Annotated in this window: 9 protein-coding genes and 2 pseudogenes; 9 read left to right on the forward strand and 2 right to left on the reverse strand. The window is 70.4% G+C overall.

What is annotated here, in order from left to right:
• The first annotated feature begins 129 nt into the window (after window positions 1-129).
• From FM069_RS02995 to FM069_RS22225, 5 genes and pseudogenes are all read left to right on the forward strand, one after another.
• A complete protein-coding gene (locus tag FM069_RS02995; protein ID WP_143486799.1) occupies window positions 130-2,430 on the forward strand; it encodes a DUF1631 domain-containing protein in 2,301 nt (766 codons plus the stop codon).
• A gap of 98 nt (window positions 2,431-2,528) precedes the next feature.
• On the forward strand, window positions 2,529-3,089 hold the full coding sequence (gene ampD / locus FM069_RS03000) for a 1,6-anhydro-N-acetylmuramyl-L-alanine amidase AmpD (protein WP_143486800.1): 561 nt from the start codon (window positions 2,529-2,531) through the stop codon (window positions 3,087-3,089).
• A complete protein-coding gene (gene ampE, locus FM069_RS03005; protein WP_143486801.1) occupies window positions 3,086-3,916 on the forward strand; it encodes a regulatory signaling modulator protein AmpE in 831 nt (276 codons plus the stop codon). Before ampD ends, ampE begins: the two co-directional genes overlap by 4 nt.
• Before the next feature lie 612 nt (window positions 3,917-4,528).
• Window positions 4,529-5,257 (forward strand): annotated as a pseudogene (locus tag FM069_RS22220) (HAMP domain-containing protein); the annotation flags it as partial.
• Window positions 5,258-5,560: 303 nt separating this feature from the next.
• A pseudogene (locus FM069_RS22225) lies at window positions 5,561-6,115 on the forward strand (methyl-accepting chemotaxis protein); the annotation flags it as partial.
• Here FM069_RS22225 and cra read toward each other — a convergent pair.
• Window positions 6,105-7,112: a catabolite repressor/activator gene (gene cra / locus FM069_RS03015; RefSeq protein ID WP_143486802.1), complete on the reverse strand. Its 1,008-nt coding sequence runs from the start codon at window positions 7,110-7,112 to the stop codon at window positions 6,105-6,107. The pseudogene FM069_RS22225 and the gene cra overlap by 11 nt on opposite strands.
• A 232-nt stretch (window positions 7,113-7,344) precedes the next feature.
• Here cra and ptsP point away from each other — a divergent pair, with 232 nt between their 5' ends.
• From ptsP to FM069_RS03030, 3 genes are read left to right on the forward strand one after another with little or no spacing between them, the layout of a single operon-like run.
• Window positions 7,345-10,230: a phosphoenolpyruvate--protein phosphotransferase gene (gene ptsP / locus FM069_RS03020; RefSeq protein ID WP_143486803.1), complete on the forward strand. Its 2,886-nt coding sequence runs from the start codon at window positions 7,345-7,347 to the stop codon at window positions 10,228-10,230.
• Entirely contained in the window at window positions 10,230-11,174 is a 945-nt protein-coding gene (gene pfkB / locus FM069_RS03025) for a 1-phosphofructokinase (protein WP_143486804.1), read from the forward strand. Before ptsP ends, pfkB begins: the two co-directional genes overlap by 1 nt.
• A 10-nt stretch (window positions 11,175-11,184) precedes the next feature.
• Window positions 11,185-12,996, forward strand: a complete 1,812-nt coding sequence (locus tag FM069_RS03030) for a fructose-specific PTS transporter subunit EIIC (protein ID WP_143486805.1) — start codon at window positions 11,185-11,187, stop codon at window positions 12,994-12,996.
• A gap of 3 nt (window positions 12,997-12,999) precedes the next feature.
• Here the strand turns inward: FM069_RS03030 and FM069_RS03035 are convergent, their stop codons facing one another.
• Window positions 13,000-13,785, reverse strand: coding sequence for a TatD family hydrolase (locus tag FM069_RS03035; protein ID WP_143486806.1), 786 nt, complete (start codon window positions 13,783-13,785; stop codon window positions 13,000-13,002).
• Window positions 13,786-13,949: 164 nt separating this feature from the next.
• Between FM069_RS03035 and FM069_RS03040 the strand changes: the two genes are divergently transcribed.
• Window positions 13,950-16,049, forward strand: coding sequence for an AsmA family protein (locus tag FM069_RS03040; RefSeq protein ID WP_143487061.1), 2,100 nt, complete (start codon window positions 13,950-13,952; stop codon window positions 16,047-16,049).
• Window position 16,050: the final 1 nt, after the last annotated feature.

Genomic DNA, 16,050 nt, shown 5'->3' on the forward strand with positions numbered 1-16,050 from the left:
TTGTGGACGTGGCACTGTCCCTATAATGGACATGGAAATTTCTATTTGACGCCAGAAGGCTGACGTTGCCGAAACGTTGCCCCGCCAGACCCGCTCCCGCGCTCTGGCCGTCTGCGGGAGAAACTCGAGATGCAGACCGACGCGAATGTGGTGCACATCAACAAGGGCACCCCAGAGCAAACGCCAACTTCGCCGTTAGGAAGGCTGCCCGTGGCGCTTATCCAGGTGCGCGACAAGGCTGCTCAGCAGCTGAAACAGGCGCTGCAGGCCCTGTTCGACAATGCGGACGATACGCTGTTCGAGATGGCGGATCGCGCCACCAGCAATGCCGAGCAGAACACTTTTTTCGAGGCGATGCGCGACCTGCGGCTGAAGCGCAAAAGCATCGAGCGAACCTTCCTGCAGAAGGTCTTCGAATCCTTCTCCCTCCTCAATCAGTACGAAATCGGCAAGCCGCCGCAACTGGACGCCGTGTCGTTCGAAAGCCTGTCCCTAGTGCAGAACGACGAACTGGAGGAGTCCGTGGCGGTGGATGCCATGGTGGCCAAGGTCAATAACCGCGACGGCGTCGCCCTCGGTCATCTCACCACGCGCCTCAATACCCTGGTCACCAAGAAGGTCGATGATCGCGCCAACCCCCTGGGGCCCCGCGTTCTTTGCGAGTCTTTCCTGGATGCCTGCCGCACCCTCGGGGTGGAAATCCGCGTCAAGCTGATCATCCTCAAGCTGTTCGAGAAATACGTCCTCAGCGAGTTCGGCGAACTCTATGCCGAGGCCAACGAGGTCCTGGTGGCGGCCGGTGTACTGCCGGAGCTGAAATCCGCCGCGCCGGCGCCCCGTCCCCAGGGGCGTAGTCCAGCTACCCGTGCAAGTGGTTTATCAGCCTCGGGTCAGGCGTCCGGCGTTCCAGCGGGGAGTTACGCCGAGGGCGACATGCAGGAAGTCTTCGGTGTGCTCCAGGACCTGCTGTCCCAGGTGCGCGGCACGGCGTTGCCACAGCGCGAGTTGCCGGCCGATGCCATCCCAATCTCCAGCAACGACCTGATGCGCCTCCTGTCTCACCTGCAGCAGCATCTGCCGACGCAGCAGTACGACGAGTTCGACGTTCGCGACAAACTGGAAAACCTCCTCACCCGGGTCAGCGCCAAGAGCGGCAAGTCCCGGGTGGTGGGGCAGATGGATGATGACGTCATCAACCTGGTGTCGATGCTGTTCGAATTCATCCTCGACGACCGCACCCTGCCGGATTCCCTGAAGGCGCTGATCGGCCGGCTGCAGATCCCCATGCTGAAGGTGGCGGTGCTGGACAAGACGTTCTTCAGCCGCGGCAGCCACCCGGCCCGGCGCCTGCTCAACGAGATCGCCTCGGCCGCCATGGGCTGGAGCGAGCAGGACGATGCTCAGCGCGACAGCCTTTACCAGAAGATCGAGCAGGTGGTGCAGCGCCTGCTCAACGATTTCGTCGACGACCCGGCGCTGTTCTCCGACCTGCTGGCCGATTTCCTCGCCTTCACCGGCGACGAGCGGCGGCGCAGTGAACTGCTGGAGCAGCGCACACGGGATGCCGAGGAAGGCCGGGCCAAGGCAATCCTGGCCCGCCAGCAAGTGGAGCAGGCACTCAATGAGCGTTTGCTGGGCCGCACGTTGCCCGAGGTGGTGGTGCGTTTGCTGGAGGAAGCCTGGAGCAAGGTGCTGCTGCTGACCCGCCTGAAGCACGGCCAGGATTCCGCCGAGTGGCGCGCGGCGCTGGCCACCATGGACGACCTCATCTGGAGCGTCGAGTCCCATGACGAACCGGAAGACCGGCTGCGTTTGCTGGAACTGGTGCCCGGCCTGCTGAAGTCCCTGCGCGACGGGCTGTCCAGCGCGGCGTTTGACCCGTTCTCCACCGGCAATTTCTTCAGCCAGCTGGAGGCCCTGCACGTGCAGGCCTTCCAGCGCTTCAAGCGTCCGCTGGACGACGAGCCGGTGGCGGAACCCTCCGCCGATGAGACGACGCCGGGCAATGGCCTGCCGGTGCTCGACCTGCCCCTGGCCTTGGACATCCCGGCGGAGCCGCCGGCCATGGTCGAGGTGGTGGAGGAAATCGTCCTGCTGGCTCCTGGCGAAGTGCCGGTGGTGGAGCCTGAGACGGTGCTGGCGGAGGGTGACAGCGCTTTGAAGCAGGTGGACAGCCTGCGGGTCGGCAGCTGGGTCGAGTTCCAGGAGGATGCCGAGCACAAGGTGCGCTGCAAGCTGGCCGCGGTGATCAAGCCCACCGGCAAGTACATCTTCGTCAACCGGACCGGCATGAAGGTACTGGAAAAGACCCGCATGGGGCTGGCGGTGGAGTTCCGCCGTGGCGCGGTCCGTCTGCTAGACGACGCCTTGCTGTTCGACCGTGCCCTGGAGTCGGTGATCGGCAACCTCCGGCGCCTCAAGGGCGCCTGATCCGAATGAAAAACGCCCGGTTCGCCGGGCGTTTTTCATTCCGGCTTGGCCCCATGGACGGACTGCTCTAGAGTGAGGCCCACGCCTGAGGAGCCCCCATGGAGCTGGACCCTGCCAGCGGCTGGTGCGATGGCATCCGCCATTGCCCCTCGCCGAACTTCAATACCCGTCCCGACGGCGAAATCTCGCTGCTGGTGATCCACAACATCAGCCTGCCTCCCGGCCGTTTCGGCACCGGGAACGTGGAAGCGCTGTTCCAGAATCGCCTGGACCCCACCGAGCACCCGTATTTCGTCGACATTGCCGAGCTGCGGGTCTCGGCGCACTTCCTCATCGAGCGGGACGGTAGGGTGATCCAGTTCGTCTCCTGCCGCGACCGTGCCTGGCACGCCGGGCAATCCCGCTTCGACGGGCGGGAGGGGTGCAACGATTTTTCCCTGGGCATCGAGCTGGAGGGGACCGACACCCTGGCGTACACCGACGCCCAGTACGCGGCGCTGGTCGACCTGACCAGCCAGCTCCTGCGTGCCTACCCGGACATCGGCGAGCGTATCTGTGGCCACAGCGACATCGCCCCGGGTCGCAAGACCGACCCCGGTCCGGCCTTCGATTGGCCTCGCCTGCGAACGACGCTTCGCGAACAAGGAGGGTCGGCATGAAATTCCTGGTCCTGCTGCTATTGGTGGGGGTAGAGAAATTCTCCGCCTGGCGCCGGCGCATCCAGAACGACGGCCCCTGGCTGCGCATGCTGGCATGGGTGGAGGCCCGTCCGACGGTCCGTCCCCGGGCGGCGCTGGCGCTCCTGGTTCTGCTGCCGGTGGCGCTGCTGGGCCTGGTGCTGGCGCTGTTGCAGCCGCTGGCCTACGGCTGGCTGGCGTTGCCGCTGCACCTGTGGGTGATGATCTACAGCCTGGGCCGTGGCGACGTGCTGGCGGAGCTGGGCGCCTTCCGCGATGCCTGGCGACGCGGTGACGGCGAGGCGGCATTGCGGGCGGCGGAGCGTGACCTGGGGGTGAGTGGCGAGACGCCGCCGGCGTTGCTGGAAAACGTCCAGGGCTACTTGCTCTGGCACGGCTACCAGCGCTTCTTCGCGGTGATCTTCTGGTACGCCCTGCTCGGGCCGCTGGTTCCCCTGGCCTACCGGCTGCTGGCGCTGGCGGCCGAGCGGGCGGGCGACCCGGCGCTGCAACGGCGGGCCGGCCAGTGGCGGCATGCCCTGGATTGGCTGCCGGCGCGGGTCCTGGCGGCCAGCTTCGCCCTGGTAGGGGATTTCGTCGCGGTCAGCCGCGTCCTGCTCCACGACCTGCTGGCCTGGGACCTGCCAGCCGCCCAGCTCATCGCCCATGCCGGACGGGCCGCTGGCGACGTGCAGGCTGCCCCCTTGGGGGAGGGCGGCGTCGCCGGGCTCGACGCCCTCTGGCAATTGCTGGTGCGGGCGGCGCTGCTCTGGTACGTGGCCTTCGCCGCGTGGATCCTGCTGGTCTGAGCCGCCATCTCCCGGTGGCGGGCCGCAGGTTTTTAACCTTAATTTACAGAAGGCCGGTGCGGGATCGGTTACATAGTCCCAGGGGCGCTGCTGCCACGCCCCGGGCAACCGTCGTCCAGAACGAAGACGCGGTGCTTCCATAACAAAAATGAAAAGCGGGAGGCCTCTGTGAAGACCCTGGTGTATCCGGCCATCGCGCTGATGAACCGGTTGAGCTTCGGCATGAAGTTCAGCCTGATCAGCGTTCTGTTCTTCCTGCCGATGATCGTCACCGACGCGGTCCTGGTGCGCGATTCCTATCAACAGTACGGGGCCACCCGCGCCGAGCTGGAGAGCATCGACCTGCTCGGCGCCAGCCTGGGCCTGCGGCGGGACATCGAGTCCCTCAACGACTTGGTGCAGATCGACACGGTGCTGGGCCAGTCGGGCCAGGCCGGCGACGTGGAGACCCGGCTCAAGCGCCTGGAAGAACAGGCCATCGCCACCCTGCAGGAGTTGCAGACGCCGAGCAACGACCCCCAGCAGGTGCAGGAATTCGCCGAGAAGCGCGACGAGCTGCTGGCCGAGCTGAAGGCGGTCCAGGCCGAGAATGCCCTGCAGAACAAGAGCCCCATGGCGGCCAAGCTGGTGGGGTCGGCCCAGGTCTTCAGCCGCTTCGTCGCCACCCAGTCCGGGCTGAGCCAGGACGGCCAGCGCGACGTGCGGCAGCTCACCGAACTCATCACCACGGCCACCGCCCAGGTCTCCGCGACCCTCGCCCGGGCGCGGGCCATCGGCTCCTACTCTCTGGGCCAGGGCTTCCTGGCTTCCGCCGCCAGCAATCAGCTGGATGATCTGCTGCTGGGCCTGGAACGCCTGGAAGCGGAGTACGCCCTGCACGTGCGCGAAGCCCTGGACGGCAGTCCGCGGGCGCGGGACGCCCTGCAGGCCCAGGCCGATGCCAGCCTGGCGACCCTTAAGGCGGCCGCCGCCCTGCTGGACGAGAAGGTGGTGGTGGCCGATACCCTGGACACGCCCTGGCCGACCTTCTACGACCAGTTCAGCGGTTACCTGGACGCCACCCATCGCCTGGATGACGCCGCCCTTGGCTTCATCAAGACCCAGCTGGAGGGACGCCTGGCCGACAAGCGTGCCCAGACCGTGCTGCTGGTGGCGGCGCTGCTGGTGATCCTGCTGGCGATCCTCTACCTCTATGGCGGTTTCTACGCCTCGGTGCGGGACACCGTGCGCAGCCTGGGCAAGGTGATGGACCGGGTCGCCGCCGGCGACATGACCGCCGGCTTCACGGTGCGCAGCCGCGACGAGCTGGGCGAGCTGGGCCAGGCCTTCAACGAGACGGTGCGCCGGGTGCACGACCTGATCGAGCGGGTCGGCATGACGGTCAATGAGGTCCAGGGCCAGGCGCGGCGGGTGGAAAGCATCTCCGCCGAGAGCAACCAGGCGGTGGGCAGCCAGCGCGGGCAGATCGAGCAGGTGGCAACCGCCATGAACCAGATGGCCGCCACCGCCCAGGAGGTGGCCCGCAGCGCCGCCACCGCGGTGGAGGGCGCCGAACGGGTCAACCGCGAGAGCGTCGAGGGTCGCACCCTGGTGCAGTCCCAGCGCGGCAGCATCGAGCGGCTCGCGGAAGAGCTGAACCGGTCGGTCCAGGTGATCGACCAACTGGCCGAGGACAGCGCTTCCATCAGCCGGGTGCTGGAGGTGATCAAGGGCATCGCCGAGCAGACCAACCTGCTGGCGCTGAACGCCGCCATCGAGGCAGCCCGGGCAGGCGAGCAGGGCCGCGGCTTCGCCGTGGTGGCCGACGAGGTGCGCACCCTGGCCAAGCGCACCCAGCAATCCACCGAGGAAATCGAGCAGATGATCGCCCGGCTGCAGGGCGGCGTGGGCGCGGCTGTGAAGGCCATGGACGCCAGCCACCAGCGGGCCGGCGCCACGGTGGACGAGTCCGGGCAGGTGCAGCAGGCCCTGGAAAACATCCTCGGCGCCATGGGCGCCATCGTCGACCAGAACCAGCAGATCGCCGCGGCCGCCGAGCAGCAGACCGCGGTCGCCCATGACATCGACCGCAACATCGTGGCGATCAATCAGGCCGGCGAGCGCACCGCTGAGGGCGCCGGCCAGGCCGAGCAGGCCAGCCGCGACCTGTCCGAGCTGGTGCTGCGCCTGCAGACCTTGATCGGCGCCTTCAAGGTGTAGCCGGGGTCGCCGGGTGCCGCGGGCGGAAGGTCCGCGGCACCGTGTCGACCCCCGGCTGGTACGCACCGCCTTCCACTGCCGCCAGCACCCGTTCCAGCACCTGCTCGGCGATGCGCCCGTGCTGCTGCTGCAGGCTATCCACCCGCAGCGGCAGGAAATCCAGCAGTTGGGTATCGCCGAACGTTCCCAGGCGCAGGGCGGGGAAGGCCGGCGCCTGGGCCTGCAGCACGTCCAGGACGCCTTCCAGCAGCACATAGGCGGTAGTGAGCAGCGCGTCCGGCAGGTAGCCCAGGTCCGCTAGCAGGTCGTCCATCAGGCGCCGCCCGCAGGCGCGGCTGAAGGCTTCGCCGTGGCGGACCCGGCGCTCCCCGGCGAAGCCGGCCAGGGCGTCGTCGAAGCCGGCGGCGCGGGCCTGGCTGATGGCCAGTTCCGGCCGCGCGCCCAGCAGGGCGATGTGCCGCGGGCGTGGCTGCAACAGGCTGGCGGTGAGGCGGCGGCCGGCCTCGCGGTCGTCGCTGACCACCGAGCGAAAGCGGGACGGGTCCAACTGGCGGTCCACCGCCACCACCGGCACACCATCGTCCAGCAAGCGCCGGTAGCTGTCGTCGTCCGCCGGCAGGCAACTGGCGACGATCAGGCCGTCGCAGCGGCGGGCGCGGAACAGCTGCAGCAGCTGCCGCTCGCTGTCCGGGCTGTCGTCGGAACTGGCGATCAGCAACTGGTAGCCTCGGGCCCGGGCGCCCTGTTCCAGGCACTTGGCCAGGCGGGCATAGCTGGGGTTCTCCAGGTCGGGAAGGATGAAGCCGAGGCTGCGGGTCTGCCCGCGGCGCAGGCCGGCGGCCTGGGGATCGGGACGGTAGCCGTGCTGCTCGACGATGGCGCGGACCCGTTCGACGGTGGCGGCGCTGATGCGTCGCTGGGTCGCCTGGCCGTTGATCACGTAGCTGGCGGTGGTGACGGAAACGCCGGCGAGGCGGGCGATGTCGCTGAGTTTCAACGGCGTATTCCTGGCGCGGGCGCGCGGCGGGCGGGGTTCAAGGATCGACGATTATCGGTTACCGTGCCACGCTTTGATAGATGAAACGTTTCAGCTTTTAGTTTGCGCAGGATTTCGTCGGCCTGGACGGGAATCCGACGCCGTGCCGGCACTCGCTGCCCGCGCCGCCGCCTAATCGTAATCACCCCACCCATAAGGTGCGTACCCTGGCGGGGCCGCCCCGGAGAACACCATGCTCGAACTCGACGAAGGGCAGATCCAGATGGGCCTGGCGGCCGCCGGCAAGCGTCAGGCACTGGAAGCGATGGCCGCCGCGCTGGTCGCCGATGGCCTGGTGACCGAGGGCTACCTGGACGGCCTGCTGGCCCGGGAGGCGCAGGGCTCTACATATCTCGGCCAGGGCCTCGCCATTCCCCATGGCACCCCGGAGACCCGGCCGCTGGTGTACCGCACCGGCGTGCGCCTGCTGCACTTTCCCGAGGGCGTCGACTGGGGCGATGGCCAGCGGGTGCACCTGGCCATCGGCATCGCCGCCAAGTCCGACGAGCACCTGCGCCTCTTGCAGATGCTGACCCGCGCCCTGGGCGATGCCGACCTGGCGCCCGCCCTGCGGGGGGCCCGCAGCGCCGGGGAAATCCTCGCCCTGTTGCAGGGCACCCCGCCGGCGCTGGCGCTGGACGAGCAACTGATCGGCCTCGGGGTGCCGGCGGAAGACGCCGACGAACTGATCTGGCGCGGCGCGCGCCTGCTGCGCCGGGCCGACTGCGTGGACAACGGCTTCGCGGCGATCCTCCCGCAGCGCGAGGCACTGCCCCTGGGCGATGGCCTCTGGTGGCTGCACAGCGACCAGGCGGTGCAGCGCCCCGGGCTAGCCTTCGTCACCCCCAGCCAGCCATTGCGTCACCTGGGCCAGCCCCTGCTGGGCCTGTTCTGCCTGGCCAGCCGCGGGGACGCCCACCAGGCGTTGCTGGAGCGGGTCTGCGCGGTGCTCATCGAAGGCCGCGGACGGGTGCTGACGGAGGCTGGCAGCCGCGCCGCGGTGCTGGCCGCCCTCGGCGCCGGCCAGGCGGTGGGCTGGCCCAGCGCCCAGGTGCGCCTGGCCAACCCCCACGGCCTGCACGCGCGACCCGCGCAGGTGCTGGCGCAACTGGCCCAGCGCTTCGCCGGCGACATCCACGTGCGCCTGGCCAACGAAGGGGCGGCGGTGTCGGCGAAGAGCCTGAGCAAGTTGCTCAGCCTCGGCGCCCGGTGTGGCCAGGCCCTGGAGTTCGTCGCCGAGCCGGCGATCGCCGACGAGGCTTTGCCGGCGTTGGTGGAGGCTGTGCGCGACGGGCTCGGCGAGGCCGTGACCACGCCCCTGGACCAGGTGGAGACCCTGGTGATGGTGGAGACCGCAGAGGCCTCGGTGACCGTGGCCACGCCCGAGCTGCCGCCCCAGGCGCCGGCGGCCGGCAGCCTGCTGCAGGCGGTGGCCGCGGCCCCGGGCTTCGCCAGCGGGCCGGCCTATCGGCGGCTGACGCCCCGCTTCGACTACGCCCCCCACGGCGAGTCCTCGGCGGTGGAACGTCAGCGGCTGGAGGGCGCCCTGGCCCGGGTGCGCGCCGACCTGGACAGCCTGGTCAGCGGCAGCCAGGCCGCCGCCATCCGCGACATCTTCGCCATGCACCGGGAAATCCTCGACGACCCCGGCATCGCCGAGGACGTGACCGTCCACCTGCACCGCGGGCACAGCGCCGAGGCGGCCTGGCACCAGGTGCTGGAAGCGGCGGCACGCCAGCAGGAACGCCTCTGCGACGCGCTGCTGGCGGAGCGCGCCGCTGACCTGCGGGACCTGGCCCGGCGGGTGCTGGCGCGGCTCTGCGGGCTGGAGGAGCAGGCCGAACCGGAGCAGCCGTACATCCTTGTGATGGAGGAGGTGGCGCCCTCGGACCTGGCGCGCCTCGATCCTTCGCGGGTGGCCGGCATCCTCACCGCTCGTGGCGGCGCCACCTCTCACAGCGCCATCATCGCCCGCACCCTGGGCATCCCGGCCCTGGTGGGGGCGGGGGACACGGTGCTGGGCCTGGCGCCCAATACCCCGTTGCTGCTGGACGGCGAGCGCGGTCGCCTGTACGTCGACCCCGACCCGGCGACCCGGGCGCGCCTGGAGGACGAGCGCCGCCGGCGCGCCGAGCGGCTGGAGCGGGCCCATGCCCAGCGCTACGAGCCGGCGGTGACCCGCGACGGGCACCGCGTGGAGGTCTGCGCCAACCTGGGGGATACCCACGAGACCGCCGCCGCGGTGGAGCAGGGCGCCGAAGGCATCGGCCTGCTGCGCACCGAACTGGTGTTCATGGCCCATTCGCAACTGCCGGACCTGGCCGCCCAGCGCACCGAGTACCGCCGTGTCCTTGATGCCCTGGCGGGGCGGCCGCTGGTGGTGCGTACTCTGGACGTGGGCGGCGACAAGCCGTTGCCCTACTGGCCGATGCCGGCCGAGGAGAACCCGTTCCTCGGTTTGCGCGGCATCCGTCTGACCCTGCAGCGCCCGGACGTCATGGAGACCCAGCTGAGGGCATTGCTGCTGGCCGCCGGCGACCGGCCCCTGCGCATCATGTTCCCCATGGTCGGCACCCTCGCCGAATGGCGCGCCGCCCGGGACATGGTGCAGCGCCTGCGGGAGGAGATCGAGGTGACCGACCTGCAGCTGGGGATCATGGTGGAGGTGCCGTCGGCGGCCCTCACCGCGCCGGTGCTGGCGAAGGAGGTGGATTTCTTCAGCATCGGCACCAACGACCTGACCCAGTACACCCTGGCCATCGACCGCGGCCACCCGACCCTCTCGGCCCAGGCGGACGGCCTGCACCCGGCGGTGTTGCAGCTCATCGACCTCACCGTGCGCGCGGCCCATGCCGAAGGCAAGTGGGTCGGGGTGTGCGGCGAGCTGGCCGCCGATCCCCTGGCGGTGCCGCTGCTGGTGGGGCTGGGGGTGGACGAGTTGAGCGTGTCGGCCCGCAGCGTCGCCGAGGTCAAGGCCGCCGTGCGCGAGCTGGACCTGGCAGGCGCGCGTTCTCTGGCGCAGCGGGCGCTGGGCCTGGCGGACGCCGAGGCGGTGCGCGCCTTCGTGGAGGCGGGCTGATGGCGCGCGTCCTCTGCCTGACCCTGAACCCGGCCCTGGACCTCACCGTGCGCCTGCCGTCGCTGCGCCTGGGCGAGGTGAACCGCAGCGAGGCCTTGCTGGTGCACGCCGCCGGCAAGGGCCTGAACGTGGCCCAGGTGCTGGCCGACCTGGGGCACCGGATCAGCGTCGCTGGCTTTCTCGGGGCCGATAACGCCCAGGCCTTCGACACCCTGTTCGCGCGGCGGGGCTTCCACGATGCCTTCGTGCGGGTGGCGGGGGAGACCCGCAGCAACCTCAAGCTGGCCGAGGCCGGTGGGCGCGTCACCGACCTCAATGGCCCCGGGCCGCAGGTGGAGGCCGCCGCCCAGGACGCGCTGCTGGAGCGCCTGGACCACCTGGCTGCCGGCCACGACCTGGCGGTGGTGGCCGGCAGCCTGCCGCGCGGGGTCGAGCCGGCCTGGCTGGGAGCGCTGCTGCGGCGCCTGGACCGCCTTGGCCTGCGGGTCGCCCTGGACAGCAGCGGCGCCGCCCTGCGCGCCGGCCTGGAGGCGGCGCCCTGGCTGATCAAGCCCAATGTCGAGGAGCTGGCCGAGGCCCTCGGCGCCCCGGCCGAAGACCTTGCCGCCCAGCGCGAGGTCGCCGGTCGCCTGCACGCGCGGGGTATCCGCCACGTGGTGGTGTCCCAGGGCGCCGACGGCGTGCGCTGGTTCGCCGAGGCGGGCGCCTGGCAGGCGCGGCCGCCGCGGGTGGCGGTGGCCAGCACCGTGGGCGCCGGCGATTCGCTGCTGGCCGGCCTGCTCCATGGCCTGCTGGAAGGCGCGCCGCCGGCGGACGCGTTGCGCCTGGCCACCGCCATCGCCGCCCAGGCGGTGACCCGGATCGGCTTCGGCATCGATGACCGCGAACACCTGGAACGGCTGCGGCAGAGCGTGCAGGTCGACGCCCTGGACGCTCATCACTGAGAGGGACCCCATGAACCTAGCCATCGTCACCGCCTGCCCCAACGGGCTGGTCACCAGCGTGCTCTGCGCCCGCCTGCTGGAGGCCGCCGCCCAGCGCCTGGGCTGGAGCACCCAGGTAGAAATCCACGGGCGCGCGGATGCGCCACGCCTGAGCGAGGCCGAGTTGGCGGCGGCGGACTGGGTGCTGCTGGTGGCCAGCGGGCCCTTCGACGCGTCGCGCTTCGCCGGCAAACGCCTGTACCGCACCCGCCCAGCGGAGGCCCTGGCCGAACCGGAGGCCTTCCTGCAGCGCGCCGAGGCCCTGGCCGCGCCGGCTTCGGTGGACGCGCTTGCCACCAGCGCTTCGGCAGGGGAAACAGCCCCGGCTGATGCGTCCGCGCCGGGCACGTCCATGCCCGGCACGTTCACGCCGGACCCCGCCCAGACGGGCGCTCCGCGCCTGGTGGCGGTCACCGCCTGTCCCACCGGGGTCGCCCATACCTTCATGGCCGCCGAGGCCCTGCAGCAGGCGGCGAACCGTCTCGGCTACCGGCTGCAGGTGGAGACCCGCGGCTCGGTGGGGGCGCGCAACACCCTGGACGAGGCGGCCATCGCCGAGGCGGAGGTGGTGCTGCTGGCCGCCGACATCGAAGTGGACACCGCCCGATTCGCCGGCAAGCGGGTATTCCGCTGCGGCACCGGCGCGGCCCTCAAGCAGCCGGACGAGACCCTGCGCCGTGCCCTGGCGGAAGCCCGGCCCCTGGCCGCGGCCGCCCCAGGAGGACCGCCGGGTGCCGCCGTAGGCACCGGCGAGAAGCGCGGGGCTTACAAGCACCTGCTCACCGGCGTGTCCTTCATGCTGCCCATGGTGGTGGCCGGCGGCCTGCTGATCGCCCTGTCGTTCGTCTTCGGCATCGAGGCCTACAAGACCCCCGGGACCCTGGCGGCGGCGCTGATGCAGATCGGCGGCGATACCGCCTTCAAGCTGATGGTGCCGATGCTCGCCGGCTACATCGCCTATTCCATCGCCGACCGGCCGGGGCTCGCCCCGGGCATGATCGGTGGGCTGCTGGCGGGCAGCCTGGGGGCGGGCTTCATCGGGGGCATCGTCGCCGGGTTCCTCGCCGGCTACAGCGCCCTGCTGATCGCCCGCTACGTGCGCCTGCCGGCCAGCCTGGACGCCCTCAAGCCGATCCTGATCATCCCGTTGCTCGCCAGCCTGTTCACCGGCCTGGTGATGATCTACGTGGTGGGCACGCCGGTGGCGGCGATGCTGGTGGCGCTCACCGGGTTCCTCGACGGCATGGGCAGCACCAACGCGCTGCTGTTGGGCATGCTCCTGGGCGGGATGATGTGCGTCGACCTGGGCGGGCCCATCAACAAGGCGGCCTACGCGTTTTCCGTGGGGCTGCTGGCGTCCCAGAGCTACGCCCCCATGGCGGCGACCATGGCCGCCGGGATGGTGCCGCCCATCGGCATGGGCCTGGCGACCGTCTTCGCCCGCCGGCGCTTCGCCCAGGCCGAGCGGGAAGCGGGCAAGGCGGCCCTGGCCCTGGGGTTGTGCTTCATCTCCGAGGGGGCGATCCCGTTCGCTGCCCGCGACCCGCTGCGGGTGATCCCCGCCAGCATCGCCGGTGGCGCCCTCACCGGGGCCCTGAGCATGTACCTGGGCTGCAAGCTGATGGCGCCCCATGGCGGGCTGTTCGTACTGTTGATCCCCAACGCCATCAACCACGCCCTGGCCTACCTGCTGGCCATCGGCGCCGGCAGCCTGCTTACCGGCGTGCTCTATGCACTGTTGCGCCGGCCACTGCCGGTCGAGCCCGCGGCGGCGCCCGCCTGAGGGTCAGTCCAGGGACCAGCCGAACAGCGCGCAGGCGGTGCGGGTGCTGGCGGCCGCCAGGTCCTCCGGGGCCATGCCGCGCAGCTCCGCCAGGCGCACGCAGATGTCCGGTAGGTATTCCGGGCTGTTGCGCTGGTGGGGGTGCATGGCTGGCGCCATGTCCGGCGAGTCGGTCTCCAGCACCAGGGAGTCCAGGGGCAGTCGCGCCACCACCTTGTGCAGGCGATGCGCCTGTTCCCAGGTGGGGGCGCCGCCCAGGCCCAGCCTGAACCCGAGGCGGATGTACTCGCGGGCCTCCTCGTAGCTGCCGGCGAAGGCGTGGACGATGCCCCCCCGGGGCGGGCGGAAGCGCTTCAGGGTAGCGATGCAGGCGGCGTGGGCGCGGCGCACGTGGAGCAGGGCGGGCAGGTGGAATTCCACCGCCAGGGCCAGCTGCGCCTCGAACAGCCGTTGCTGGCGCGCCGGGTCCAGCCCTTCCACGTAGCGGTCCAGGCCGAACTCGCCGAGGGCGCACAGGCGCGGGTCGCCGGCCAGGCGCTGCAGCCAGTCCCGCAGCTCGTCCAGGTGCGCGTCGTGGTGCTGTTCCAGGTACACCGGGTGCAGGCCCAGGGCGGCGTAGACCCCCGGCTCGGCGCAGGCCAGGTCCCACAGGCGCGCCCAGTTGTCCCGGTAGACCCCCATCACCAGCAACCGCCGCACCCCGCGGGCGCGGCTGCGGGCCAGCACGGCGGCGCGATCGGCGTCGAAAACTGGGAAATCCAGGTGGGTGTGGGTGTCGATCAACTGCACGGCGGTGTCCTCGGAACGATCGGGCGAGGATGGCTCATCCGACCCCGAGCCGCCAGCGAAGCGGTTTTTCGGGAGTCATCGCGGCCCTTTGCCAGTCGATAGCACACGACCTCGAAAAAATCGGGCCGCGAGGGCGGCCGCCAAGGGAGACCAACCGGATGCCCATGACCCGTGGACGCAAGATCGTAGCCTGGATCGTCGCCGGCCTGCTGCTGGTGATCATCGCCCTGGTGGTGTTCGTCGCCACCTTCGACTGGAACCGCCTCAAGCCCACCCTCAATGAAAAAGTCTCGGCCGCCCTCAACCGGCCGTTCGCCATCGAGGGCGACCTGGCGGTGCACTGGGGGCGCGAGCCCGACGAGCCGGGCTGGCGCGCCTGGGTGCCCTGGCCCCACGTGTCCGCCGAGCGCCTGACCCTGGGCAACCCCGACTGGGCCAAGGGCGAGCGCTTCGTCGGCCTGGACAGGGTTGCGTTCAGCCTGTCGCCGGTGCCGCTGCTGTGGAAGCAGGTGGTGATCCCGCACATCCAGCTCACCGCGCCCCAGGCGGGCCTGGAGCGCCTGGCGGACGGTCGCAACAACTGGACCTTCGACCTGGGTGAGCAGTCCCAGGACCCCCAGGAGCCGTCGCCGTGGAAGCTGGATATCGGTGCCATCGGTTTCGACCAGGGCCACGTGGCCCTGGACGACCAGCAACTGAAGACCCGCCTGCAGCTGCAGGTGGACCCCCTGGGCAAGCCCATCGCCTTCAACGAGCTAGTGGGCAAGCGCCCCGCGGACAAGGCCGCTGACGGCAAGGCGCCCGCCGCTCCAGCCGCTCCGGCCGATCAACCCGCCTCGCCCCCCGAGTTCGCCTTCGGCTGGACCCTCAAGGGGGTCTACCGTGACCAGCCCCTGAGCGGCACCGGCAAGGTGGGCGGGCTGCTGGCGCTGCAGGACAGCCAGCGGCCGTTCCCGGTGCAGGCGGACGTCAAGGTGGGCGGCACCCGGGTCGCCGTGGCCGGCACCCTCACCGACCCGAAGAACCTCGGCGCCCTGGACCTGCGCCTGCGCCTGGCGGGCGACAGCCTGGGCAATCTCTACCCCCTCACCGGCGTCACCCTGCCGGACACGCCGCCCTACGGCACCGACGGCCGCCTGGTGGCGCGCCTGCACGACCCGGACGGCGCCACCTATCGTTACGAGAACTTCAACGGCAAGATCGGCGACAGCGACATCCATGGCGAACTCACCTACGTGGCGCGCCAGCCGCGGCCCAAGCTGTCCGGGTCGCTGACCTCCAACCAGCTGCTGTTCGCCGACCTGGCGCCGCTGATCGGCGCCGACTCCAACGACGAGAAGAAGGCCCGCGGCGCCCCCAGCAACCAGCCGGCGGACAAGGCCTTGCCGGTGGAGGAATTCCGCACCGATCGCTGGCGCGCCATGGATGCCGACGTCAGCTTCACCGGCAAGCGCATCGTCAAGAGCGAGAAGCTGCCCTTCAGCGACCTGTTCACCCACGTGGTGCTCAACGACGGCGACCTGTCCCTGGAACCGCTGCGCTTCAGCGTCGCCGGCGGCACCCTGGATACCCAGGTGGGGCTCAACGGCCGTGCCACGCCGCTGCAAGGCCGCGCCAAGCTGGCCGCCCGGGGCATGAAGCTCAAGCAGCTGTTCCCGGATTTTTCGCCCATGCAGACCAGCTTCGGCGAGCTGAACGGCGATGCCGAGATACGCGGCACCGGCAATTCGGTAGCGGCCCTGCTGGGCACTTCCAACGGCCAGGTGAAGATGCTGATCAACGATGGCGCGGTCAGCCGCGGGCTGATGGAGATCGCCGGGCTGAACGTCGGCAACTACCTGGTGGGGGAGCTGTTCGGCGACAAGGACGTGAAGATCAACTGCGCCGCCGCTGACGTGGGCATCACCCAGGGCGTGCTGGGCACCCGCCTGGTGATCTTCGACACGGAGAACGCGGTGATCCGTATCGACGGCTCTGCCGATTTCCGCCAGGAGCGCCTGGACCTGACCATCGACCCCGAGTCCAAGGGCCTGCGGGTGTTCTCCCTGCGCTCGCCGCTGTACGTGCGCGGCACCTTCAAGAAGCCGGACGCGGGGGTCAAGAGTGGGCCGCTGCTGGCCCGTGGCGCCGGCATGCTGGCCCTGGGGGCGCTGGTAGCACCGGCCGCCGGGCTGCTGGCCCTGGTAGCCCCCAGCGAAGAGCAGCCAAACCAGTGCGAGCCGCTGCTCAAGCAGATGCAGGCCTCCAGCAAGAAGGCCCGCTGAG

It is taken from the genome of Pseudomonas mangiferae, from assembly GCF_007109405.1.
In the GTDB taxonomy this organism is placed as follows: domain Bacteria; phylum Pseudomonadota; class Gammaproteobacteria; order Pseudomonadales; family Pseudomonadaceae; genus Pseudomonas_T; species Pseudomonas_T mangiferae.

Coding starts and splice junctions, on each gene's coding strand:
- pfkB (WP_143486804.1), top strand. CDS start 10,230: ATGGCGCGCGTCCTCTGCCTGACCCTGAACCCGGCCCTGGACCTCACC.
- FM069_RS02995 (WP_143486799.1), top strand. CDS start 130: ATGCAGACCGACGCGAATGTGGTGCACATCAACAAGGGCACCCCAGAG.
- FM069_RS03030 (WP_143486805.1), top strand. CDS start 11,185: ATGAACCTAGCCATCGTCACCGCCTGCCCCAACGGGCTGGTCACCAGC.
- ptsP (WP_143486803.1), top strand. CDS start 7,345: ATGCTCGAACTCGACGAAGGGCAGATCCAGATGGGCCTGGCGGCCGCC.
- ampE (WP_143486801.1), top strand. CDS start 3,086: ATGAAATTCCTGGTCCTGCTGCTATTGGTGGGGGTAGAGAAATTCTCC.
- ampD (WP_143486800.1), top strand. CDS start 2,529: ATGGAGCTGGACCCTGCCAGCGGCTGGTGCGATGGCATCCGCCATTGC.
- FM069_RS03040 (WP_143487061.1), top strand. CDS start 13,950: ATGACCCGTGGACGCAAGATCGTAGCCTGGATCGTCGCCGGCCTGCTG.